19 protein-coding genes are annotated in these 25,399 nt (G+C 45.1%); 14 read left to right on the top strand and 5 right to left on the bottom strand.

Translation table 11 applies throughout. The features are described 5' to 3' along the window. The first annotated feature begins 24 nt into the window (after positions 1-24). On the top strand, positions 25-2,376 hold the full coding sequence (locus A4R26_RS14115) for a TonB-dependent receptor (protein ID WP_081164402.1): 2,352 nt from the start codon (positions 25-27) through the stop codon (positions 2,374-2,376). A gap of 132 nt (positions 2,377-2,508) precedes the next feature. After that, positions 2,509-4,077: a M20/M25/M40 family metallo-hydrolase gene (locus A4R26_RS14110; protein ID WP_081164401.1), complete on the top strand. Its 1,569-nt coding sequence runs from the start codon at positions 2,509-2,511 to the stop codon at positions 4,075-4,077. 25 nt (positions 4,078-4,102) lie between these two features. Here A4R26_RS14110 and A4R26_RS14105 read toward each other — a convergent pair whose 3' ends face one another. Both A4R26_RS14105 and A4R26_RS14100 read right to left on the bottom strand, forming a co-directional pair. Further along, complete coding sequence (locus A4R26_RS14105) at positions 4,103-4,960, bottom strand: hypothetical protein (protein WP_081164400.1); 858 nt, start codon at positions 4,958-4,960, stop codon at positions 4,103-4,105. A 194-nt stretch (positions 4,961-5,154) separates the two neighbouring features. Continuing rightward, positions 5,155-6,294: a hypothetical protein gene (locus A4R26_RS14100; RefSeq protein ID WP_081164399.1), complete on the bottom strand. Its 1,140-nt coding sequence runs from the start codon at positions 6,292-6,294 to the stop codon at positions 5,155-5,157. A gap of 247 nt (positions 6,295-6,541) precedes the next feature. On the opposite strand from A4R26_RS14100, the gene thrS reads away from it, so the two are divergent. From thrS to A4R26_RS14070, 6 genes are all read left to right on the top strand, one after another. Continuing rightward, complete coding sequence (gene thrS, locus A4R26_RS14095; RefSeq protein WP_081164398.1) at positions 6,542-8,488, top strand: threonine--tRNA ligase; 1,947 nt, start codon at positions 6,542-6,544, stop codon at positions 8,486-8,488. Between the two features lie 156 nt (positions 8,489-8,644). Continuing rightward, a complete protein-coding gene (infC, locus tag A4R26_RS14090; protein WP_081164397.1) occupies positions 8,645-9,229 on the top strand; it encodes a translation initiation factor IF-3 in 585 nt (194 codons plus the stop codon). 340 nt (positions 9,230-9,569) lie between these two features. Continuing rightward, the gene (gene rpmI / locus A4R26_RS14085; RefSeq protein WP_081164396.1) at positions 9,570-9,767 is read left to right on the top strand and encodes a 50S ribosomal protein L35; all 198 of its coding nucleotides are present in this window, start codon (positions 9,570-9,572) and stop codon (positions 9,765-9,767) included. 44 nt (positions 9,768-9,811) lie between these two features. Next, a complete protein-coding gene (gene rplT, locus A4R26_RS14080) occupies positions 9,812-10,156 on the top strand; it encodes a 50S ribosomal protein L20 (protein WP_081164395.1) in 345 nt (114 codons plus the stop codon). Between the two features lie 353 nt (positions 10,157-10,509). Then, on the top strand, positions 10,510-11,904 hold the full coding sequence (locus A4R26_RS14075; RefSeq protein WP_081164394.1) for a type III PLP-dependent enzyme domain-containing protein: 1,395 nt from the start codon (positions 10,510-10,512) through the stop codon (positions 11,902-11,904). Positions 11,905-11,929: 25 nt separating this feature from the next. Beyond that, positions 11,930-12,421, top strand: a complete 492-nt coding sequence (locus tag A4R26_RS14070; RefSeq protein ID WP_081164393.1) for a nuclear transport factor 2 family protein — start codon at positions 11,930-11,932, stop codon at positions 12,419-12,421. A 165-nt stretch (positions 12,422-12,586) separates the two neighbouring features. Here the strand turns inward: A4R26_RS14070 and A4R26_RS14065 are convergent, their stop codons facing one another. Further along, the gene (locus tag A4R26_RS14065; protein ID WP_081164392.1) at positions 12,587-13,897 is read right to left on the bottom strand and encodes a hypothetical protein; all 1,311 of its coding nucleotides are present in this window, start codon (positions 13,895-13,897) and stop codon (positions 12,587-12,589) included. Between the two features lie 114 nt (positions 13,898-14,011). Further along, a complete protein-coding gene (locus A4R26_RS14060; RefSeq protein WP_081164391.1) occupies positions 14,012-14,443 on the bottom strand; it encodes an Hsp20/alpha crystallin family protein in 432 nt (143 codons plus the stop codon). Between the two features lie 222 nt (positions 14,444-14,665). Here A4R26_RS14060 and A4R26_RS14055 point away from each other — a divergent pair, with 222 nt between their 5' ends. The 6 genes from A4R26_RS14055 to A4R26_RS14020 all read left to right on the top strand — a co-directional run bounded on the left by A4R26_RS14055 (position 14,666) and on the right by A4R26_RS14020 (position 24,401). Further along, entirely contained in the window at positions 14,666-15,079 is a 414-nt protein-coding gene (locus A4R26_RS14055; RefSeq protein ID WP_081164390.1) for a BrxA/BrxB family bacilliredoxin, read from the top strand. Positions 15,080-15,302: 223 nt separating this feature from the next. After that, on the top strand, positions 15,303-16,613 hold the full coding sequence (locus A4R26_RS14050) for a prolipoprotein diacylglyceryl transferase (RefSeq protein ID WP_081164389.1): 1,311 nt from the start codon (positions 15,303-15,305) through the stop codon (positions 16,611-16,613). A 441-nt stretch (positions 16,614-17,054) separates the two neighbouring features. After that, on the top strand, positions 17,055-19,520 hold the full coding sequence (locus tag A4R26_RS14040; RefSeq protein ID WP_081164387.1) for an outer membrane beta-barrel family protein: 2,466 nt from the start codon (positions 17,055-17,057) through the stop codon (positions 19,518-19,520). Positions 19,521-20,328: 808 nt separating this feature from the next. Further along, on the top strand, positions 20,329-22,821 hold the full coding sequence (locus tag A4R26_RS14035) for a TonB-dependent receptor domain-containing protein (protein WP_081164386.1): 2,493 nt from the start codon (positions 20,329-20,331) through the stop codon (positions 22,819-22,821). Between the two features lie 254 nt (positions 22,822-23,075). Beyond that, positions 23,076-23,567 (top strand): YajQ family cyclic di-GMP-binding protein, encoded by a 492-nt coding sequence (locus tag A4R26_RS14030; RefSeq protein WP_081164385.1) that lies wholly within the window; start codon positions 23,076-23,078, stop codon positions 23,565-23,567. A gap of 582 nt (positions 23,568-24,149) precedes the next feature. Further along, positions 24,150-24,401: a type B 50S ribosomal protein L31 gene (locus A4R26_RS14020; RefSeq protein WP_081148966.1), complete on the top strand. Its 252-nt coding sequence runs from the start codon at positions 24,150-24,152 to the stop codon at positions 24,399-24,401. Positions 24,402-24,810: 409 nt separating this feature from the next. On the opposite strand, the gene A4R26_RS34975 is transcribed toward A4R26_RS14020, so the two are convergent. After that, positions 24,811-24,981, bottom strand: coding sequence for a hypothetical protein (locus A4R26_RS34975; RefSeq protein ID WP_165760266.1), 171 nt, complete (start codon positions 24,979-24,981; stop codon positions 24,811-24,813). Positions 24,982-25,399: the final 418 nt, after the last annotated feature.

Here is a 25,399-nt window from a genome sequence, read left to right as displayed (position 1 = left end):
TAACGTTAACGGAAATTACTGCACATGTTGAGGTTCGTTGCGATATTATGGGGGGTATGTTGTGCGCTGTACGCCACCGCACAGGAGAAATTTACACTCAGCGGTTATGTGCGCGACTCATTATCGGGCGAAACGCTTATCGGTGCAACGGTTTCCGTTAACGGCAATGGAAAAAACATTGCCAGTAACCAGTTCGGTTTTTATTCTATAACACTGCCCCGCGGCACCTACATGGTTGTTGCTACGTTTGCCGGTTATGAAATGCAGCCGCTGACCATTTCACTCGACAGGAACATAGAACAAAACTTCTATCTGCCGGCAAAACCTGTTTTACAGGAAGTGATCGTTTCCGCGCGCCGGCGCGATGGCAACGTTACCAGCGCCCAAATGGGTAAAATAGATCTTTCAATAAACCAGGTTAAATCGGTGCCGGTACTGCTGGGCGAAACCGATCTTTTAAAAACCCTGCAGTTACTGCCGGGCGTACGCAATGCCGGTGAAGGCAATACCGGTATGTATGTACGCGGCGGCGGGCCCGACCAGAACCTGATCCTGCTCGATGACGCCATCGTATATAATACCGGCCACCTCTTTGGCTTTTTTTCCATCTTCAATTCCGATGCAATAAAGAACATCTCGCTGGTAAAAGGCGGGATGCAGGCCCAGTATGGCGGACGCTTATCTTCCGTGCTCGATGTGGCCATGAAAGAAGGCAACCTGAACAAATTCGAGGTGGAGGGCGGAATAGGGGCCATTGCCTCGCGGTTATCGGTACAGGGGCCTGTTAAAAAAAATAGATCTTCCTTTATTGTTTCGGGCCGCCGCACGTATATCGACCTGTTGATGAAACCCTTTATTTCTGAAAAAAGCGATTTCTACGGATCGGGGTATTACTTCTATGATCTCAACGCAAAAGTGAACTATATTTTTTCAGAAAAAGACCGGCTGTACCTGAGCGGTTATTTTGGCAGGGATGTATTTACTTACCGCAATGCCCGCCGGGCTTTCAGGGCCGATATTCCCTGGGGCAATACAACGGCCACCCTGCGCTGGAACCATGTGTTCAACCGGAAATTATTTGCCAATACCACCGTGGTTTATAATGATTATGCTTTTTCCTTTGGCGCTGCCCAAAACGATTTCAACATCAAACTGTCATCGGGCATTCACGACTGGAGCGCCAAAACCGACTTCGACCTGTATGCTTCCCCACAGCATAAACTTCGTTTCGGCGCGGCCTTCACCCATCATACATTCACCCCGAATATCCTGAGTGGTAACCAGGGCGATAACCAGTTCTTCCCCGATAATGAAATGAGAAAATACGCCGGTGAAACGGGTATTTACCTGCAGAACGACTGGGAGGTTAGCAAAAGGATAAAAGTAAATGCCGGCCTCAGATACAGCCGTTTTGTTCAACTGGGCCCATATAAAATATTCAGCAACGATATCAATGGCAACAAGAACGACAGCATCAGCTACGGCACCAACAAACCGGTAAAAACATATTACGGCTTTGAACCCCGGTTCACCATTCGGTATGCCATCGATAACGAAACCTCGCTAAAAGCAGCCGTAACCAGAAACCTGCAATACATACACCTGGTAAGCAATTCCGGTTCAACCTTACCAACCGACCTGTGGGTGCCCAGCACATACCGTGTAAAACCACAGATCAGCTGGCAATATGCGGCCGGGCTCTTTAAAAACTTCAGCAATAATATGCTGGAGACTTCGGTGGAATTGTATTACAAACGAATGGATAACCAGATCGAATACAGGGAGGGATACACGCCATCTTTAAAAGACCCGGAAGAAGATTTTGTTTTTGGAAAAGGGTGGAGCTATGGTACGGAACTGTTCATCAATAAAACCCGGGGAAAACTCACCGGCTGGATCGGTTATACGCTTTCCTGGACCTGGCGCCAGTTCGATACGCTCAATGGCGGCATCAGGTTTCCGTCGAAATACGACCGGCGGCACGATCTGTCGGTAGTAGGCACGTACCAGCTCAACAAGAAATGGAAGTTCTCTGCTGTGTTCGTTTATGGCAGTGGGAATGCAGTGTCGTTGCCCGAACGCTTTTATGTGATTGGCGGCGTTTTCACCCAGGAATACAGCAAGATCAATCAATACCGGCTGGCGCCATATCACCGTATGGATCTTTCTGCAACGCTTACTCCCGGTACAAAACCCAAACAGAAATGGCAGCAAAGCTGGGTGTTCAGTATTTATAATGTATACAGCAGGTTGAACCCATACTTTATTTACTTCAGCCAGGACGGAAACCCTTACAACGGCAGTTTAACCATGAAAACACAGCAGGTTTCGCTGTTCCCGATCATTCCCGCCGTTACCTGGAATTTCAAGTTTTAAACAGTTCATACAGGCTAACCCGTTTCAATTCAAGGCGATTTGAATGCAAACAAATGCGCATAGGAACGCTGTACTGCTTACCGGCACGAAAATGGTATTACCTCACCGCCGACTCCATGAAATGATACACTCATGAAAACATTTATCCTTGGGTTACTGATTTGTATACCACCGGGGCACCTGCAGGCTCAACATGATGAGCCAGACCTGAACATGATCAAAAAGATCAGGCAGGAAGGGTTCAACCACTCGCAGGTAATGGATCTTGCATTTTTTCTCACCGAAGCAAGCGGGCCGCGCCTGAACAATTCTCCCGGTTTTCGCCGGGCGGCGGATTTTACAAAAAACAAACTCAGTGAATGGGGCCTTAGTAACGCCCGGCTAGAACCTTTTGGCGAATGGGGGAAGGGCTGGGAATTGAAACGTTGTTATGTGGCCATGAGCGCCCCTTATTATAAACCTGTTATTGCATTTCCCAAAAGCTGGACGGCCGGCACCAATGGTTTGCAAACCGCCGGGGTGGTGTTGTTATCGATAGGCGATGCGAGCGACCTGGAGGCATATAAAGGCAAACTGAACGGCAAGGTGATCTTATTGCGGCGGATAGATTCACTGGAACCTGCATACGAAGCCGACGCCAGGCGCTACAGCAATGAAGAGCTGAAAGAAATGGCCAAATGGAAAAATGTTGAAGCCGGTGAATTGAACAAAACGGCAAACACCGGGTTACAGGGGAAAGGATATACTTCAGCGCATGATCACAATGAAAAACCAAAACGGCCGGGCGGGCTTTCTTATACCCAACTGAAACAGTTTGCCCGGGAGGAAGGCGCCCTTGCCATTTTAAGTACGAATCCCCGCGGCCGCGACGGCACCGTGTTTGTACAGGGCGGCGGGGCCTGGGCAGGCAGTGCTGCTGAAAATTTTCCCGACCTGGTGCTGGCGTATGAAGATTATATGATGCTGCAACGAATGGCGCAACGCCGCATTCCGGTTACACTCGAAATAGATGTAAAAACGCAGTTCCATACCGATGACCTGCAGGGTTATAATGTAATTGCCGAAATAAAAGGCGCCGACCCCAAACTAAAACAGGAGTTGGTGATCATCGGGGCGCATCTCGACTCGTGGCATGCATCGGTAGGCGCTACGGATAACGCCGCCGGTTGTGCGGTAATGCTGGAAGCGATGCGCATTCTGAAAACGTTGAATGTACAACCCCGGCGAACCATTCGCATAGCATTGTGGGGTGGGGAAGAACAGGGGCTGCTTGGTTCGAAGAACTATGTGCGGCAGCACTTCACCGATACGGCCACGCAACGGTACAATGCAGCAGGCGACAAGGTTTCGGTGTATTTCAATCTTGATAATGGAACCGGTAAAATAAGAGGTATTTACCTGCAGGAAAATGCAGCCGTGCAACCCGTTTTTGCCAAATGGCTGCAACCCTTTACCGACCTCGGCGCTTCAACCATTACGTTACAACGTACGGGCGGCACCGATCATTTGTCGTTCGATGCCATTGGACTGCCCGGTTTTCAGTTCATACAGGATGACATAGAATATGACTCGCGCACACACCACAGCAATATGGATTCATACGATCATTTACAACCCGGCGATCTGAAACAGGCTGCGGTTATTATTGCGTCGTTTGTGTATCATGCGGCACAACGAAATGAAAAAATCCCGAGAAAATAGTTCCGAGTTGTTCAAGTAGGTGATCTCATTGCCCGGTTGCAAACGGTTCATACTTAAATTTTACAATGGCGCTTTTCTGCTCGCTCGACGACAGGTGCAGCTGATAACGTTTTCTACCGGCGGTGATCACCATCAGGGAAGTATTGGGCGGAATACGGCCCAGGTTTTCGGCATACATCATCAATTCGTATTCGGTATTGGCAAACACATTGACATCGAGCACCAGCGGTTTGCCCGTGAGCCGTTTTTTATATAGAAGCAGGGTGTTGTTCAGGAAAACAGATACGGTATCATCATCTATTTCTGCATTATCGTACAGTTCAATTTTAATGAACGAGGTATCGACAGCGATCGTTTGTACCAGGTCTTTTTGCCTGTTCTGCAGCTTTAAATTCTTCTGCACACCGGCAAGCGTATCGTTCTGGTATACGTCAATGGGAAAGGCGGCTTTGGTGAGCCGCGACAACGATATTTTACCGGGTTGGCAATGGTGATTATTACCCATTTCATGGCCACGCCATTCGCCCTGCAATAAATCGGCTACACCATTTTTTGAAAAGGTAAGCTCGTAGGTTTTTATACAGGGAACGCAGCTATCGGGGATGTTATATTGTAATACGGCGCTTTCAATAATTACTATGCGCTTTGTGAGGGGATTGAATTTGCCGGTGAAGTTGATTTTGGTGTAGCGCTCGTTATCATAGCTGTATACGTTACCCATAAATGAGTTGTTTTGCATATGAATGATATGCAGCTCCGTTGAATATGCCGGAAAACAACCGCCCGCATTTTGAGTTCTGATACCGCCCCAAACGCCCGTAAGCAGTTGAGCATTGGAAAACAGGGTTAACCCAAGCAGCATGGGAAACAGCAAAAAACGCATTCTCTATTTTTATTGGAATTTACCACGTACCAGGCAGATGTACAGATAATTTTATGTAAACGGTAGAAAATGCTAATGTGATAATTAGCTAATGTGCTAATGTGCTAATGGAAATACAGCAGCTGTGAGTGCTTGCGCGTGGAATCTGTATTCCATGCTCAAAATTTGTATTCCATTATCGAATTATCGAATTACTATGGTTGATATTTAAACACCACAACCGCATTCTTCTGTTCGGTAGAGGTGATCCGCACCTCGTATTGCTGTTTGCCGGCCTTTACCACCATCAGCGAAGTATTGGGTGGAATTTCACCAAGGTTCTCTGCCACCATCACCAGTTCATGATAGCTGTCAGTTTCATCGAGGTTTACCTTGAGGGTAATCGCCTTTTCAGTTAACCGCTTCCTTGCCAGCACGAGCTTTTTATCAATGTAAACAGAAATAGTATCATTGTCGACGGTACCATTGTCGTAAATATTGATCTCAATTTCGGTGGCGCTGGTAGTAATGGTCTTTACCAGTTCATTCTCGCGGCTGGCCAGCACCTTTGGCGTTGGAATGTTGACAAGCGGCGGCATTTTTACCTCAGTTTTTTTCGCCGAATCAACCGGAACTATTTTCACATTGGGTCTTGTTTCCGGCGTTTTGGCAATGGTTTTATTATTGGGTTTTTGGGTAGTATTTGTTGTAACCGTTTTTTTGGCTGTGCTGGCCGGTGGTGTTTTCGGAGTGGTTTTAGGTGTTGTTTTCGGGGTTGTCTTAACCGCAGGGGCTTTTGAAGTGGTGGTTTTTGGCGGAGGTACTTTAGCTATTAACCCTTTCTCTTCCTTTCGCTTTTTTACCAGGAAGGGTTCCTCATAAAAATCGGAAGTGGTCACTTTGCGTAAAAAAACCGTCCCTTTGCCACAGTTGCCCGAATCGCGGGTGTTGAAGCTGGTATAGGTGCCTTCCAGGAATTCCTCATCGTTTTCTTTTGAATATCTCAAATTCAGGGTCATTACACAGGCATCGCTGCCGCCGGCCATACGCACTTCCACTATTTTCAGCTCTTCGATCCGAACCAGTTTGGTGGCAGGGTTCACCGTGCCCTTGCAGGTTGCCTTTCCGTAAAACACGGTGGTAAGGTAAGAGTAGGTAACACCGCTGAAATTTTTACTATTCTGATCTACCTGAACTTCAAACTTATAACGTTCATCGCCGCCCAGCAGTTCCATCATGCGGCCATTAGCCCCCACCGGCGTTCTTTTGAAATTTCCACGCCAAATGCCAGTAAGATCCTGCGCCTGTACACAAAAACCCAGGCCTAAAAGCACAAAAAGTAAAACTGATTTCATCTTATTCGCTGATTTTATATCTGGGTACTAAACCAAGCATTACCGGGAAACCCCGGGCATTAACCGGCAAATTACTTAATAATTAGTTTTTTACGACACATATCGTAAATGGTGGTCTGCAAATTGTTCGTTAAATTTGCCGTTCTTCCGGCTTATACTATAGATGTGCCACGCTTACCATTGCGCTGTTATCTGAAGCTTGGCACACCTATAAGTATGACCGGTCACAAAAAAAGGTAGTGATAAAATGATTAAAATTACTTTCCCGGATGGAAATGTACGGGAGTACAATGAAGGAACCACTGGTTTGGAAATAGCGAAGTCGATCAGCGAAGGATTGGCTCGAAAAGTATTGGCCGCAAAAGTTAATGGCGAAGTGTGGGATGCCACGCGTCCCATTACCACAGACGCTACCCTAAACTTACTCACGTGGGACGATAAGGACGGTAAATTAACCTTCTGGCACTCTTCGGCTCACCTGATGGCTGAAGCCGTTGAAAGCCTGTTCCCCGGTGTGAAGTTCTGGGTTGGCCCTGCACTGGAAAGCCAGGCCGGATTTTACTACGACATGGACCTCGGCGACCGCAAGCTCACCGAAGAAGACCTGGCAAAACTGGAAAAGAAAATGAACGAGCTGGCTAAACAGAACAACAGTTACGTTCGTAAAGAAATGGCAAAGGCCGAAGCCATTAAATATTTTACCGATAAAGGCGACGAATATAAACTCGATCTGCTGGGCAACCTTACCGACGGATCGATCACATTCTATACACAGGGCGGTTTTACCGACCTGTGCCGCGGACCGCATATTCCGTCAACCGCGCCCATAAAAGCCATTAAGCTTACCAGCATTGCCGGTGCTTACTGGAAAGGCGATTCGAACAATAAGCAGTTGACCCGTGTTTATGGTGTTACTTTCCCTTCACAGAAAGAACTCGATGAATACCTGACCTTATTGGAAGAAGCTAAAAAACGCGATCACCGCAAGTTGGGTAAGGAATTGGGAATTTTCACCATGGATGATGATGTAGGCCCTGGTTTGCCTTTATGGATGCCCAACGGCACCATCATTATTGAAGAGCTGGAAAAACTGGCCAAGGAAACCGAGCAGGCCGGCGGTTACAAAAGAGTGGTAACCCCGCACATTGCCAAGGAAAGTATGTACATTACCAGCGGTCACCTGCCGTATTACCAGGATAGTATGTTCCCGCCCATGGAACTGGACGGGCAGAAGTACTACCTGAAGGCAATGAACTGTCCGCACCACCATAAGATCTTCAGCGCAGAGCCCAGAAGTTACAAAGACCTTCCGTTGCGACTGGCCGAGTACGGTACCTGTTACCGTTACGAGCAAAGCGGGGAGCTGTTTGGACTGATGCGTGTGCGTTGTTTACATATGAACGATGCGCATATCTATTGCACCCGCGAACAATTTGCCAACGAGTTCAGGGCCGTGAACGAAATGTACCTTAAGTATTTCAGGATCTTCGGCATCGACAAATACGTAATGCGTTTATCGTTACATGAACCTTCAAAGCTGGGTCAGAAATACATTAACGAACCGGAACTGTGGAAGGAAACCGAGGATATGGTTCGGCAGGTATTGATAGAATCGAATATCCCTTATGTAGAGATCCCCGATGAGGGCGCATTCTATGGTCCAAAAATTGATGTGCAGATCTGGAGCGTAATAGGCCGTGAGTTTACCCTGGCCACCAACCAGGTTGATTTTGCGCAGGGCCGCCGTTTCAAACTGGAGTACACCAATAAGGAAAATTCCGCAGAAGCCCCATTGATCATTCACCGGGCGCCCCTGGGCACCCATGAGCGGTTCATTGGCTTCCTGCTCGAGCATTATGCCGGTAAATTCCCGTTGTGGCTGGCGCCGGTTCAGGTAAAGATCCTGCCTATCAGTGACAAGTTCCTGCCATACGCAAATAGTGTTTTGGAATCACTGAAAAATGCAGATATTCGTGCCGAAGTGGACGACCGCAACGAAAAAATAGGCAAAAAGATCCGCGATACCGAGCTGATGAAAGTGCCTTACATGCTGGTTGTAGGTGAAAAAGAGGCGAATGAGAACCAGGTGGCTGTACGCCGCCAGGGCAGGGGCGATGCGGGTAATATCACCAAAGGCCTGGATGAGTTCATCAATGAGGCCAGGGCCGAGATCAAAGAACGCCGGGGAGAATAAGTTTGTAGTTGCAGGTTCGTATAGATTTCATAACTTAGGACGAAGAACGCATTTTGGTCCGTAACATACATTCGAAAACAAAATCAACATTCAAAACCGGTGCTTCAGAAGTAGCCTGGGCGCCACACTAAAAAATTGTTTAATTAAAAGATTTAAATGGCATTTCCACCGAGACAACCGAGAGGTAATTTCAATCCCCGATTTAAGAAAGAACAACAGCAGGAACATCGCACCAACAACATGATACGCGTACCGCAGGTACGTTTGGTTGGCGATAATGTAGAAGTAGGAGTATATTCTATTCAGGAAGCCATGAAAATGGCTCAGGAACAACAGCTTGACCTGGTAGAGATTTCGCCGCAGGCTGACCCACCCGTTTGTAAGATCATTGACTATAATAAATTTCTGTACGAGAAGAAGAAGAAGGAAAAGGAGATGAAGTCGAAGAGTAAAACGGCCGAGGTAAAGGAGATCCGTTTTACGCCTGGTACAGATGATCACGACTTTGATTTTAAAGCACGCCATGCTGAAAGCTTTTTAAAAGAAGGCAATAAAGTAAAGGCATATGTGCAGTTTAAAGGCCGCGCCATCATGTTCAAGGAACGGGGTGAGCTGGTGCTGTTGAAATTTGCAGAGCGCCTGGCAGAAGTTGGTCAGCCCGAAGGCTTGCCGAAACTGGAAGGTAAACGCATGCTGATGATCATTTCGCCCAAAGGCAAGCAGAAGAAAAAAGAAGGCTAAATTCAGCTATAGATCGAGCTTTAAAGCATTCTTCCGCAAGGAGGGGTGCTTTTTTTAGTTTACCGGTGCCGGGTGCCGATAACCGCGTTAAAGCGATGCTCGAAGCCTAAGCCCCCGTACCTGGAAACTGGCAACCGATAACTTCTTAATAATCAATCAACAATTAACTTCGTCATTCGCAGCTATTCTTTTGGCGGTTGTTATAAATAAACCTACCTTTGCGCTCCATTTTACGTTTTATCGGCTATAACCTATAAAACAACATTGCCCACAAGGCCCAAAAAGTTTCCCGTCAGTTCGGGAGCGCCAGCAGGGTATCACAAGAAAAGGTATTTAACTTATGCCAAAGGTTAAAACAAACTCGAGTGCCAAAAAAAGATTTAAAGTAACCGGCACCGGAAAGATCACGCATCAGAAATCCTTCAAGCGTCACATTCTTACCAAAAAGTCTAATCGCCGTAAACGCAAACTCAACAAAGATGGTGTTGTACACAAATCCAATGTTGACTTCGTTAAGCGTTTGCTGAGACTGAAGTAAACCCGTCCCCTTTAACCAATTTTAAATTTTCAAATTATTAAGATATGCCACGTTCAGTAAATGCTGTAGCATCACGGGCACGCCGCAAGAGGATTCTGAAAGCCGCCAAAGGTTACTACGGCAAACGTAAAAATGTATATACCGTTGCGAAAAACGTAATGGAGAAAGGTCTGCAATATAAATATGTAGGCCGTAAATTAAAGAAAAGAGAATACCGCGCACTGTGGATCGCACGTATCAATGCCGCTGTACGCGCCGAAGGTTTAACATACTCTGAGTTCATTCACAAATTGAACGTGAAAGGTATCACCCTCGATCGTAAGATCCTGGCCGACCTGGCTATGAATGAGCCTGAGACTTTCAAGAACCTGATCGCTTCTGTAAAATAAGCTTGCAAAAGCAAACAATATATCACGGGTGTCTTTTAAAAGGCACCCGTTTTTTTTTAAGTAACATTTACTTAACAACGCTGCAGGGTTCAGGACCGGGATGGCCGGGAAGAAAATGGCCACATCAACAAAGACCTGTTCCCACCTATAGCGGTTCAGGAATTTACCCCCGGTACCCGGCAACCGGTAACCGGAATCCGGCAACTAACAACATATTGACAATTTTTGTCCCGGCATGTTTTTTTATTTGAAAAATTGTTCAAACGATTACTTTTGCAATAATTTTTTTTCAGTTTGGGTACAACTTTTTCTGACCATTAAAATTCACAGCCATCAGCAACCTGAACCAGTACATGAATAACTCGTACACCGACCTGGTGCACCAGACCTTTAACTTTCCCCAGGAAGGGTTCGATGTAAAAGACAGCTATCTGCATTTCAACGGGCTCGAGCTCAAATCGCTTATAGCCAAATATGGCACGCCCATGAAACTTACCTATCTTCCCAAGATCGGTATGCAGATCAAAAAGGCAAAAAAGATGTTTGCCAACGCTATCAAAAAGCACAGGTACGAAGGTGAATACAACTATTGCTATTGCACCAAAAGCTCCCACTTTTCGTTTGTGGTTGAAGAGGCGCTGAAACACGATATTCATCTCGAAACATCTTACGCTTACGATATCGAGATAATCAAAAAGCTGTACGCCCGAAAAAAGATCACCAAGGACACATTCATCATTTGCAACGGGTATAAACAAAAGACCTACACCAGCCGCATAGCCAACCTGCTGAACACCGGCTTCAAGAATGTGGTGCCCATCCTCGATAACAGAGAAGAACTGCAGCAATATAAAAAATCGGTAAAAGTTCCTTTCAAACTCGGCATCAGGGTAGCGGCGGAAGAAGAACCGACATTCCCGTTCTATACTTCCCGCCTCGGTTTCCGTGCCAGGGACGTGCTGGAGTTCTACGTTGATAAAATTGAAGGCAATGAAGACCGTTTCCAGTTGAAGATGCTTCACATCTTCCTCAACAAAGGTATCAAGGATGATATCTATTACTGGAGTGAGCTCAACAAGGTGATCAACCTGTATTGCCAGCTTAAGAAAATATGCCCTGAACTCGATTCTATCAATATCGGCGGCGGTTTCCCCATCAAACACTCGCTTGGTTTTGAATACGACTACCAGTTCATGATCAATGAAATTGTAGGCAACATCAAAAAAGCCTGCAAAAAGAACAATGTACAGATGCCGCACATCTTCACCGAATTCGGCAGCTATACCGTAGGGGAGAGCATGGCGCATATTTACAGCGTAATCGGACAAAAAACCCAGAACGATCGTGAGATCTGGTATATGATCGATTCATCGTTCATCACCACATTACCCGATACCTGGGGTATTGGAGAAAAGTTCCTGATGCTGCCCGTTAATAAATGGGACCAGGAATACCAGCGTGTGGTGCTGGGCGGTATCACCTGCGACAGCCACGACTATTACGACTCGGAGGAACATATCAACGAGGTGTTCCTGCCAAAGCTTAATAATGGCGAGCCCCTGTACGTAGGGTTTTTCCATACCGGCGCTTACCAGGACCAGATCAGCGGTTACGGCGGTATTAAACACTGCCTTATTCCGTCGCCCAAACACGTTATTGTCGGTCACGATAAAAACGGTAAATTGGTGGACTGGGTGTATGCGAAAGAGCAAACCGCTCAAAGCATGTTGAAGATTTTAGGATATTAGTTCACCGATCTCGTTAAGTTATTACATGAAACGATTTGCAATATTATTTACGATACTTACGGCCATAACAGGCGCAGTGCGGGCGCAGGAAGAGGCGAAGGCCCCAACAACCGAAGATTCCCCAACAACGGAAGATTCGGTGAAAGCCACCATTAACCGGTTGTTTGAAGGCATGAAGAACGCCGATACCACGGTGCTGAAATCTGCATTTACCGCCGAGCCCATCCTGAACACCGTTGCTACCAATAAGAAGAAGAAGGTGTATGTACGAAGCGAAAAGTTCGCCGACTTTGTAAAAATTACCGGTCAGCAGAAATCAGGGGAGGCCGATGAACGCATTCAGTTCGGCACTATTCTTATCGATGGCCCGCTTGCTGTGGTATGGACGCCCTACGAGTTCTATTACAAAGGCAAGTTCCGCCATTGCGGCGTCAATTCTTTTCACCTGGTAAGGCTCGAAGACGGCTGGAAGATCCATTTCCTGATTGATACACGGCGGAAGGTTTGTGAAAAATAATGTGATAATTCGATAATGTGATAATTACAATACTATAAAAAAATCCCCCGACTCTTGTCCGGGGGATTTTTTATTATTTGACTATCGAATTATCAAATTAGCACATTAATCAATTGCACATGCGCAGCACCCACATTACCTGTATTCCATTAGTACATTAGCTAATTATCTCTTTACCCGGTACTTTTTCAAAACCTTCGGACTGTTAAAATACTGGTTCAGTTCCTTCTCGCTCATTTCGCTGGTTATTTCAATGGGTATATCAACCAGCTGAACCTGCATCTGTTTTAATTCTTCTTTCAGTTTGGCTGTTTTGCGGGCAATATCGGGATCGCGTTCACCCACCAGGGCATTGTCGCTCACCATATATTCCAGCCTTTTGATCGCCGTTCTCACCTGTGAGGCCTGGTTCATTTCGGTAACCTTCTGCGGCGCAACGGCCTCTTTTACCGGAACCAGCGAAACGCCCACACTCGGAAGTACCTTTCCGATACTCTGTTCATTGGCGCCCTTGGATGAAGACAAAATGCTTCCGGTTAAAGCGGTGGTAGAACCGGTAATATCAAAAGTGGTGCGGGTCGATTTAGTGTTCTTTACCCCTTTGTCAAGCATCAGGAAGGTATATTTCAAACGAAGCACATAGCTATTGATCACATTTACGGTGAGTTTATAATCCTCTAAGGTCAATGGATAGTTCAGCGCATCCTTTACCACAATTTTAACCTGGGCGGTATCGCGCACCATAAATTTATTGGCCCCAACAAAACTTAAAACTACCGTGCGTTCCTTGCCGGGGTCGCTTTCCTTTACAAAATCAAATGATGGCGACCATATAAAATCATCATCACACTTTTTTACCAGGGTGGCGCCTTTTACCGGCAAATTTGAAAAAAAAGTGATGTTTTCGATTGGGAAGTTGCCGTTCTCGCAAAGTATTTTAAATGCTACCGTATCGCCCTCATCGATCACTACGGTTGAACCGATAGTAGGTTTAACTCTCGATTGAATGATATCGGTATTATAAAAGGTGATATAGAAGGAAGTATCTACGTGATCGTTGGGCACTTCGAGGTTCTGCACCCCTACATTCACCTTGTATTGATAATCATATTTCAGCTTACCTGAAAGGAAAAATGACTTTTCAACTTTAAAGGAGAGTAAGCCATTGTCCTTATTTATACGAAGGCCCACCGGCGGGTTGCGCAGGAACCAGTAATATTTCGATTGATCTTTATTGATCTCCAGTTTGTATGCCAGCGTGGAATCAACGTGCAGGGTAAAGTAAGGATTGAGATTCTTTATACGCAGGGCCACCTCGGCAGAGTCGACAATAAACGGAATAGTGTCGATATGCTTATGGCCCTGGAATGCGGTATCGCCCGGCTGCCGGTCCTGAGCAAAGGACCATAAACCGGAGAAGATACACAGTACGATCAATCCCAACGTCTTTCGGATACAGGAGGTGAGTTCTCTCATGGGGGCCGAAGTTAGGATAAAACGCAAAAAAAACCATCCACCAAACGGCGGATGGTCATCTAAACCAAAACCAACTGCTTATGAAACTTAAAATTTAATATTTCTTTTACTTTATTATTGAACCACAACCTGCTTAGGGGTGTCTTTGACCTGCTCTTTTTTAGGCAGGAACAGCTTCAGGATGCCATTTTCGTATTTAGCCTGAATAGCTTCAGCATCGATCTGATCGGCTATGGTAAAACTACGCTTGAAGCTGCGATGGCTGAACTCGCGGCGAATGTTTTTTACATCTTCGGCCTTTTGTTCTTCCTTTTTCTCGTAGCTGATGGTGAGTAAACCCTTTTCGATATTCACCTTAATATCTTCTTTATTGATACCGGGCACGCTCACATCGAGGTTGAAACCACTGGCCGATTCGGAGATGTTCACTGGTGCCAGGTTAATGCCGCTGTAGCCGTCATTCCATAAACCGGGAATTGAATTAAAGAAATCATCCACTACAGTATCGAATGATTTGCGGGCGGGATGGTGCAGTCTGACTGTCATAATTATAATTTTTATTGTTTTTTAAATTTTGAAGTACGACTACCTATTCCCAAACGGCGTACCATTGCATAAAAGCCCCGGTTTCGCGAACGATTTGACAGAAAACGAACCAGGCAACAAGACATTATTGCAGCCAGGCTCATTTTTAGCTGACATAAATTCCGATCTGGGGTATAAATAAACTTTTTACGTAGTTTTGCGTTTCAATTAAAAAATAGTAGAATGTATCCAACAGAAATAGTACTTCCAATGAAAGAGGAGTTGACAGACAACGGCTTTCAGGAGCTGTTAACCCCCGAAGATGTTGATAATCAAATAAGTTTAAAAGGAACAACCCTGGTAATGATCAATTCGGTATGTGGTTGCTCGGCAGGTTCTGCCCGTCCCGGCGTATTGATGGCTGTAAACAACAGCGCAAAAAAGCCTGATCATTTAACAACCAGCTTTGCAGGATATGATGTTGATGCTGTAAAGAAGTTGCGCGAGCATTTGATGCCTTATCCGCCATCTTCACCGGCCATAGCCCTCTTCAAAGATGGCCAGCTGGTTCACTTTATCGAAAGGCATATGATCGAAGGCCGTCCGGCCCAGCTGATCGCTCACAACCTGATAGCGGCATTTGAAGAATATTGTTAAATTTCTTAGCTGATTAATTCAGCTTTGTTCATAGTGATGAACCCTCTCATTCCTGAGAGGGTTTTTGCTTTACCAGGCAAATGCCAATTGGTAACAGACAATAACCGCCAACAATCGGGCGTTTCGCATATTTTAAGCAATTGCAAATTGCCAATTGCCGATTGGTTTTCTTATCATTGCACCTTTATTTAAATAATTGATAGATAAAATCTATTCCTGATACATGTATCCCAACCTATATTACGCTTTTAAGGATCTTTTTGGTGTTAACTGGAACGGACTTCGTTTTATTAATTCCTTCGGTTTTTTTGTTGCACTGTCTTTTTTAGCAGCTGCGTATGTTTTAACTCTGGAATTAAAACGCAAGGAAAGGATGGGTTTGCTTTCTTTTCAGGAAGTGAAAATGGTGGTGGGGAAGCAGGCCAGTATGAGCGAATTGTTGCTGAACTTCCTGCTGGGCTTTTTACTGGGATACAAGATCATTGGTTTATTTCTGTCAGACAGCAAGGCAACCGCAGATCCGCAGCAATTTATATTTTCTTCAGAAGGCAACTGGCCGGTGGGTATTGCCCTCGGCGTATTGTTTGCCGGTTTGAAATGGTGGGAAAAGCAAAAACAAAAACTCGATAAGCCCGAAGAGCGCACCATTCGCATCTGGCCGCACGACAGGGTAGGAGACCTGGTGATCTATGCCGCCCTGTTCGGCTTTCTGGGCGCCAAAATATTTCATAACCTCGAGAACTGGAATGACTTCAAAGAGAACCCGGTGGAGGCATTGTTATCCTTCAGCGGCTTAACCTTTTACGGTGGTTTGATCACTGCCGCCGTTGCCATCTGGTTCTATACCCGTAAACACAAGATCTCCTTCCGTCATTTGTGCGACTCCATGGCGCCGGCGCTTATCCTGGCTTATGCTTTGGGCCGTATCGGCTGCCAGGTGGCCGGCGATGGCGACTGGGGCATTCTGAACAGCGCCTATGTAACGGTGCCCGGCAATAAGTCGAAAGTTGAACTTGTAGACAGCACCCGGTTTCAAAATACATTACAGGCGCATAGCAGTTTATATTTAAGAACTTTCCAGGTAAATAATGTTTCAGAAATACCACATGCTTCGGTAAAAGCGCCAGGCTGGTTGCCCAACTGGCTATTTGCTTATTCTTACCCGCATAACGTGGTAAATGAAGGTGCGCCCATTCCGGGTTGTACCGAAGAGCAGTTCTGTAACCAGTTGCCCATACCGGTTTTTCCCACCCCGTTCTATGAAACGGTGGTCAGCTTGTTATTGTTCCTGTTCTTATGGTCGCTCAGGAAAAAGATGAAGGTACCAGGCACCCTGTTCGGCGTTTATCTTATCGTAAATGGAATAGAACGCTTTTTTGTGGAAAAGATCCGCGTGAATACCAAGTATGATATTTTTGGGTTCCATCCCACACAGGCCGAGATCATTGCGGTGGCATTGATCATCACGGGCGCTGCTATATATTATTTTATGAAGAAAAAACACATGTCCAAAAGCGACACCGCGAAAGTTTAACATGAACCCGCATCAAATAACTGGCCTCTGCAAATAGCAGGGGCTTTTTTTATGATATCAGTGCCGCACCGCTGCCTGCCTGCACCCCAAACCCGGAACCGAATAACTGAATAACTGAATAACTGAATAACTGAATAACTGAATAACTGAATAACTGAATAACTGAACAACTGAATAACTGAACAACTGAACAACTGAACAACTGAACAACTGAACAACTGAACAACTGAACAGCCGGCTAACCGGCTTTCCCGCCATTCATCCCAAACCACCATGTTACTGTAACTCCGGGACCGGCAATACGTCCTACCTGCATACCTGTTATTTCCGGATATCAGTAAAAACAACCGGCAGACACAAAATCAGGTACTTTAGATTGCATAGTACCTACTTTTGAACTGTAATCTATTAAGCAAAGTATTCACAACCAATAAAAGAACCATGAGAAAGCATTACAACCTGTTTATAATCTTACTGTTAACAGTGTCCTTTATAAGCAGGGCGCAAACTAGAACTGAAGTAAAGCTTAGCGGAAAAGTAAGCGCAACCAACCAAACAGCCTTATCAGCGGCCACCATAACCCTTTTAAAGGCTAAGGATTCAAGTGTGGTGAAGATGTCGGTAACCGACCAGGACGGCCGGTATTCGTTCGATAACCCGCCGCAGGGCAGGTACCTGGTATCGGTATCAGCCGTAGGTTATGAAAAACAATATTCGGCGCCTTTTACCATCTCGCCCGACAGGGCAGTTACCGAACTGGCCGCATTCGTGCTCAGCCCGAAAACCAAGGACCTGAAAGCGGTGACCATAAGCGCCAAAAAGCCTTTGGTTGAACAAAAGATCGACCGTATGGTGGTGAATGTTGACGCCTTTATAAGCAATACCGGCGCCAATGCCCTCGAAGCGCTTGAAAAATCGCCCGGTGTACAGGTTGATAAAGACGGCAATATCAGCCTGAAGGGCAAACAGAATGTGATCGTGCTTATCGATGGCCGCCCATCCTACATAAGTGGCGCCGAACTGGCCAATATGTTAAAAGGTATGCAGGCGTCACAACTGGAACAGATCGAGATCATGACCAACCCGCCCGCAAAATTCGATGCCGCCGGTAACGCCGGTATCATCAATATCAAAACCAAAAAGAATAAAATAAAAGGCTTTAACGGCAACCTGAGCGCCGGGGCAGGACAGGGCGTATATTTCAAAACCAATGAAAGCCTCAGCCTTAACTACCGCAACGGTAAGGTGAACCTGTTCAGTTCATACAGTTTCAACCGCAATAACAACTTCCAGGAACTGGAGATCTTCCGCCGCTATAAAAATGATGACGGATCAACCGACGCCATTTTTGAACAGGTAGCTTTTATGAAAAGACGAAATATGAGCAATAACCTGAAGCTGGGTATGGATTACTATGTAACCAATAAAACCACCTTTGGTATTGTATTGAGCGGCGCTTATAATCCGGAAAGCAGTGTCAACCACAATACCAGTTATTTGAAAGATGCCGCTTATGTGGTTGACTCTATCGTAACCGCCGGCTCAAATATTAAAGGCACCTGGAAAAATGCCAGCGTTAACCTGAATATGCGTCACCAGTTCGATTCAACCGGCCGCGAGCTCACCGCCGACCTCGATTATATCGTTTACGATAACTCGAACAACCAGCATTTTGTAAATACCACTTTCGAACCAAACTGGATAAAGAAAAGAGAAGAACAAATACAGGGTGTACTGCCGGTTTCCGTGAACATTTACGCTGCCAAGATGGACTATACCCATCCGTTGAAAGGCGATGCAAAAATTGAAGCCGGCTGGAAAACCAGCTATGTGCAAACTGAAAACAAGGCCAACTACTATTTGTACAGCTACAACGGCGACGAGTGGGTGACCGATTACGGAAAAACAAACTTTTTCGATTACAAAGAAAACATCAATGCTGCGTATATCAGCCTCAACAAACAGTTCACAAAAAAATGGGGTTTACAAACCGGTCTGCGTTTTGAGAATACGAACTATAAAGGGCACCAGCATGGCAACCCGACAAAAAGCGACTCTTCTTTTAAACGTACCTATAACAGCTGGTTCCCGACTGTGTATCTCAGTTATGGCGCCGATAAGAATAATCAGTTCGGGTTATCGTATGGCCGCCGTATCGACCGGCCCGGTTATCAAAGCCTGAACCCGTTCTTGTTCTATATTGACCCTTTCACTTACGAACAGGGGAACCCGTACCTGCGGCCACAGTTCTCGAACAATTTCGAACTAACCCATATCTATAAAGGCAAATTGACCACCACGCTCAATTATAGTTTAACGGAAGATCTTTTCAACGAAACCTTCGATCAGCTCGATAAAGCCACCATCGTAAGAAGAGGCAATATCGGCCGCCGGGAGAATTATGGTATGGCCGTGAATGCACAGATCCGTTTTGCCCAATGGCTTACCACCATGGTGTATACCAACTATAGTTATACCCGTTACTCGGGTAACTTATATGGCGAAGACCTGGATGTATCGGCCGGTACATTACAAATGAATATAAATAACCAGTTGAGCTTCAAAAAAGGCTGGGGCGCTGAAGTAAGCGGTTGGTACAGAAGCAGGGGCGTTGACGGACAAATATTAATGGAACCAATGGGCCAGCTGGCGGCAGGTGTTTCAAAGCAGGTATTGAAGGGTAAAGGCACCGTGAAGCTGAATGTGCGTGACATCCTCTATACCCAGGTACCCAATGGAGATATCAATTTCAAAAAGACCGAAGCGCGTTTCCGCAATACACGCGATACCCGGGTTGCCAACCTGACATTCACCTATCGCTTTGGCAAACCTATTAAAAGCACCAATGGCCAGCGTAAAAAAGGCGGCGCCAGCGATGAGCAAAACCGCGTGAATATGGGAAATTAAACGCGGAAGGCTAATTCCCGAACTTCATAGCTGTTTGAAATTATACGGGAAGATGATTTTTCGGAAACTGGCGTTAAGCGTTCAGCATTCAGCCTTCAGCCCAATAACAGATAGTTAACAAACATCTTTGGTAAATTGGTTAAACCAACAGGCGATCAACAAGTCATAAATAGGAAAGAGGACAGCACGGAAGGTAACAGGATATTAAAAACATTTTAAGAAACCCTTACGTTACCGTGGCACAATTTCTGAATAGGTACTGATAGCTGTTTGAAAAGAAAGATAAAGTAATAAAAGCATTTTAGTTTTTTTTAACAGTAAACGATGAAACCTTTTTTCCTTTTAAGCGTCTTATAATAAAGCGGCAATAATTAAAACAGAATGGACAATGAGAAAGATAATACTAATAGCAATAGCACTGATGTACCTGGTAGGATGTGGAATTTCTTATATGTAACGAACAAGTAATTAAGTAAATAATCTTTTTTCATAAATAGCAGTCATACAGTTTTTCTCATAAGCAGTTAGTTTTGGTTAACGAGGCCCCATTTCCATGGGGCCTTTACTTTTGCTATAAACTATAGCTGTTGAACAGAGTGTAGATCAATAACCCCAAAAAATGTTACCCCCCGATCAACCTTTCAATACCCTACCTTTCTTCCCGATTATTTTCCGTTGGTGTATTGGTACTGAATATAGCCCCCCTGTAGGCAATTCAAACTGATTATCATTAATCGTTTTTTAATTCCCTCGTTACATCGCAATTTGCACCAGAGATTCCACCGTTAGCACCCTTCAATAATAGCACATGAAAAACAGATCTACATGGTTAATGGGTTTATTATGTTTTCTTTCAACTGTAGTTTCAGCACAAAATAAGTCGGGCAAAATCAGCGGCGTAGTAACCGATACCGATGCACAAGCCGTTGAATCGGCAACGGCCTCATTGCAGCGGGCAAAAGATTCATCGCTGGTAAAAGTGGCTGTGAGCGACAAATACGGACTTTTCGAATTTGACAACCTTACCGAAGGCGAATATTTTGTGATCGTTACCGCGGTTGGCTTTAACAAAACAAACAGCAAACGTTTTACGGTTTCAGGTACATCACTTTTTAAATTACCTTCCTTTCAATTACAAAGATCTGCGGCCAAAACGTTGGGCGCTGTTACAGTAACCGGTAAAAGGCCGCTTATTGAAAACAAGATCGATCGAATGGTAGTGAATGTAGAAGCGGCGCCTACCAATGCCGGCGCATCGGCGCTTGAAGTATTGGAGAAATCGCCCGGCGTTACCGTTAGTAATGAAGGCGAAATAAGTTTAAAAGGCAAACAGGGGGTGCGTATCATGCTCGATGGCAAACCCACTTATTTGTCACCGGCCGACCTCGCCAATGTACTGAAGAACCTGCCGGCATCGGCGCTCGATCAAATAGAGATCATGACCAATCCGCCCGCCCGGTACGATGCCAGTGGCAATTCGGGCATCATCAATATAAAAACAAAGAAAAGCCTTACCGAAGGGTTGAATGGCAGTATAACCCTGGGCGGAACGGTAGGTATATTCAAACGTCGCGATACCTGGTACGCGCCTTTACGTTCCACCACCAGTGTCAACCTCAATTACCGTAAAGGCAAATGGAACCTGTTCGCCAACTATAACTACAACTATCGCGATGGAAAAGGAAGTCTTGAACTTACCCGCCGCTTCTTCGAGAAGGACGGTTCATTGAACTCCACATCCTCTTCACGAACCGATTTTAATTTTCGCAATAATAACCAGACATTAAAAGCTGGCTTCGATTATTATGCCGATAAAAAGAACATCTTCGGCGTGGTGTTGAATGGCTTTGGATTTTTTGGCCGTCCCGCCCCGTACAGCGTACAGGCCATCAGCCGGCCCGACGGCACTATTGAACAGGTGCTGGAATCCAATACCACCAACAGGAATAATTTCTTTAATTATTCAGCCAACTTCAATTACAAACACACTTTCGATTCAACAGGCCGTGAACTTACTGCCGACCTGGATTATATAGGATACAGCAATAACGCAAAAACCACGCTGCTTACAACCATTTATGATGGCTATGGCGGCAATACGCTTGGTAACCTCGCCCTGTTTGGCGATATCCCCGGCCTCATCAATATTTATTCAGCGAAGGCCGACTATGTGCATCCGCTTAAAAACAACCTGCGTTTTGATGCGGGGTTTAAGGTAAGCTATGTAAAAAACGACAATGAAGTAATTTATGAACGCAGCGATAACGGCACCATTCAACCCGATGACCGTTCGAACCACTTCATATACCGCGAGAACATAAATGCAGGCTATGTAAGCCTTAATAAAAAATGGAAGAAATGGAGCGGGCAGGTGGGCCTGCGTGCAGAAAATACGATAGCCAGGGGAAATCAGGTAACCAATGACAGCAACTTTACCCGGAATTACACCAGTTTGTTCCCAACCATGTATGTGAACTATGAAGCCAGCAAAAATCATTCGTTCACGTTATCATACGGCCGGCGTATAGAGCGGCCCAATTACCAGGACCTGAACCCGTTCATCTGGTTCCTCGATTCGTTACAATACCGCCAGGGCAACCCATACCTGTTGCCGCAATACGCTAATAATATTGAACTGCGGCATACCCTAAAAGGGCGGTTTACCACAACCATCAATTATACGATCACAGACGATGTAATTTCACAGTTATTAAAACAGAATACCGAAAAAAGGATCACTTTTCTTACAACCGATAACGTAGCGCGGTTCAAGAATATAGGGCTGGCTATAAATGCGCCGTTCACCGTGGTAAAGAACTGGAATGTGAACCTCTTTGTAAACGTATTCAACAACCGTTATGAAGGCGTTTATTTTAATTCATTCACTGGTAACAACGATCCTATAGACATCAGCTATACTTCGGCCCTGGTGAACATAAGCAACACTTTTAGCTTTAAAAAAGGATGGAGTGGGGAAGTGAGCGGTTTTTACCGGGGCAAAACCATCGAACAGCTGACCATTGCCGACCCTATGTACTTTATGAACCTCGGGGTTCAGAAAGCGATCATAAAGGGTAAGGGCACGCTGCGCCTGAATGTACGCGACCCGTTCCACTGGCAGCAGTTCAGGGGGCGCACTTTATACAGCGATATAGATGTAAGCATTTTCAACCGGTGGGATAATAGAAATATTACAGCCACGTTCAGTTACCGGTTTGGAAAATCGTCGGTAGCGCAGGCAAGAAAAAGAAATACCGGGGCTACTGAAGAACAGAACCGGGCAGGAGGGGGGCAAAATTAATTCGATAATTAGCTAATGTGATAATTAGCCAATGGAATACAGGCTCGCGCAAAAGCATCCACAAAACTGTATTCATTAGCACAACCTGTAACGCCCTGCTGGATTATCGAACTATCACATTAACTTTAATATCACCAAAGCTGTTACGAAGCACCCACCCAATTTCATTATCACATTATCACATTATCGAATTATCACATTAACATTGCTTATTTTCGTGCTTCGTATACTTTTAAGCACATTAAACTATCGCTATGCCTTCGTTTGACATTGTAAGTAAAGTGGATGGACAGGCACTGGACAATGCAGTGAATGTTACCACCAAGGAGATCACCAACCGGTTCGATTTTAAAGGTTCGCACGTGGTGATCAATCTCGATAAAAAAGAATTCAAGATCAACATTGAAACGGAAGATGCAATGAAGATGGGCCAGTTGATCGATGTACTCATCAACCGGGCGCACAAACAGAACATTTCGCCCGAAGCGTTTGACCTTAGCAAAGAAGCTTACCAGAGCGGTAAGTATACCAAGCAGGAGGTTGCTGTACGCAATGGATTGAAACAGGAAGACGCCAAAAAGATCGTAAAACTGATCAAGGACTCGGGCCTGAAAGTGCAGGCATCGATCAATGACGATATTGTACGGGTTACCGGCAAAAAGATCGACGACCTGCAGGATGTGATCAAACTTTGCCGCGAAGCATCCCTGGGAATTCCGTTGCAGTACGAGAACATGAGGAGTTAGGGAATACAGGCTGCAAGCTGCGAGCCTCAAGCTGCAAGCAAAAACAGGCTAAAGCCCAAAGGCAAAAGCGGAAAGCGAATACAGCTGTAAGCCGCAAAACTCAAGTTGAAAGCAAATACAGGTAAAAGCCGAAGGCGTTCCTGATCCTCTTCCTCCCCTTTAGGGGCCGGGGGTGTGGATAAAATGGTGCAGAACAGGTGCAAAACATAACGGCCTTTTTTTTGGAATAGAAACAATATAATAAGTATCTTAGGTATAGAAAGTCGCAGTAGACTGGTAAAATGGTTCAATGCGGCTAGCGGAAAGCATTGGGTTATACAGGTTATACGTGCTCGTAGCAGGTATAAAATGGATCCGGTGCTTTCTTTTTTAATTTCTTGCCTGAATAAATTATTTTTGCCCCCCAGTTAATCAATTTTCCAATTATCTTTAATAAATATTTAAAAAAGTCAGGAATAAAATTTAATTTGGCGGAGTTATGAGGGAGAGCTAATTTTGCGGCTTTGCTGATAAAACCAGTATAACAAATACATTTAAACAGGTAGTACCGCAAAATCGGTGCACAATTAAAATCAAAGAGTTATGAAAAAGGGACTTCATCCCGAAAATTATCGGTTCGTAGTATTTAAAGATATGAGTAACGGGTACAGTTTCCTCAGCCGTTCCACTTCTCCCTCAAAAGAAACCATTAAATGGGAAGATGGTAACGAATACCCTCTGATCAAATTAGAAATTTCTAACACATCTCACCCCTTCTTTACCGGACAGAACGTACTGGTAGACACAGCGGGTCGTATTGATAAATTCAAGAAACGTTACGAAAAGAAAAAATAAAAAGCGTAATTTCAATACAAACATTTTTGTTTTTCATGGCTATACTTTCCCTTTCCTTGTCTAAGGAAGGGGATTTTTGTTCTACAACAATTCAATAACGCGTCTATTAATTCGTTTTATTGCCTGGCATTCGTTAATACTCCTTTAACTCACTGCACTCCTGCTTCTATTGTTTTATTATACTTACACCTGTTCGTATTTATTGCGCTTTTTCCTGAACAATATGCCCGTGGCTAATTGTGTCATTTATACATTTCATAAATGTGATAAAGTATTCCCGAATTACTTCACCCGGTTTAAAGTCTCGCTTTAATTAATGCGCATTGTTAATTGATAAACTGTGTGCTGCTTATCAGTTGATGCTTTTCGAATTCATGACGCTGCCTGTGTATTGCCGGCCATTGCCAGGTCATTTTGCATTGCAGGTGTTTGCTTTCAACTGTTCGCCTTCCGGCAGGCTATCATGATTAGTTGATTTATCTTTTTTAAACCGGAAACGTGGACCGTTACCTGTTGCCGGCATCATTTTTCGGGTAGTTTTGGTTTTTGCCGGGCTTTTCATGGAAACTTTGCTGGCCATTGGAACTGTTACAGCACCGGTGTCAATTGAAATGGGTCCAAACCTGTTAGCGCAGTGTTTGTGCTGATAGTAAACAGCTGAAATGTGTTAGCGCATTGTCTGCGCTGACAGAAATTGGGTCAAATCTGTTAGCGCGAGGTCGAAATCTGTTAGCGCGGTGTTCGCGCTGACAGAAAATGGCCGAAATCTGTCAGCGCGATGTTCGCGCTGACAGAAAATGGTCAAAATCTGTCAGCGTGGTGTTCGCGCTGACAGAAAATGGTCAAAATCTGTCAGCGTGGTGTTCGCGCTGACAGAAAACATACCATAACAAATAGAAAACGTACCGGAGCAAACAGGATATTTATCAGTGCAACCAAGAACAGACCGCCGCTACCATCCAAAAATGCGGCGGTGTCGTGTAAATATGGGTGCATAC

Origin of the sequence: Niastella populi, assembly GCF_002078015.1 — a bacterium.
Lineage (GTDB): Bacteria > Bacteroidota > Bacteroidia > Chitinophagales > Chitinophagaceae > Niastella > Niastella populi.
The sequence above is the reverse complement of the archived record's forward strand: the minus strand, read 5'-3'. Positions and strand labels throughout refer to the sequence as shown.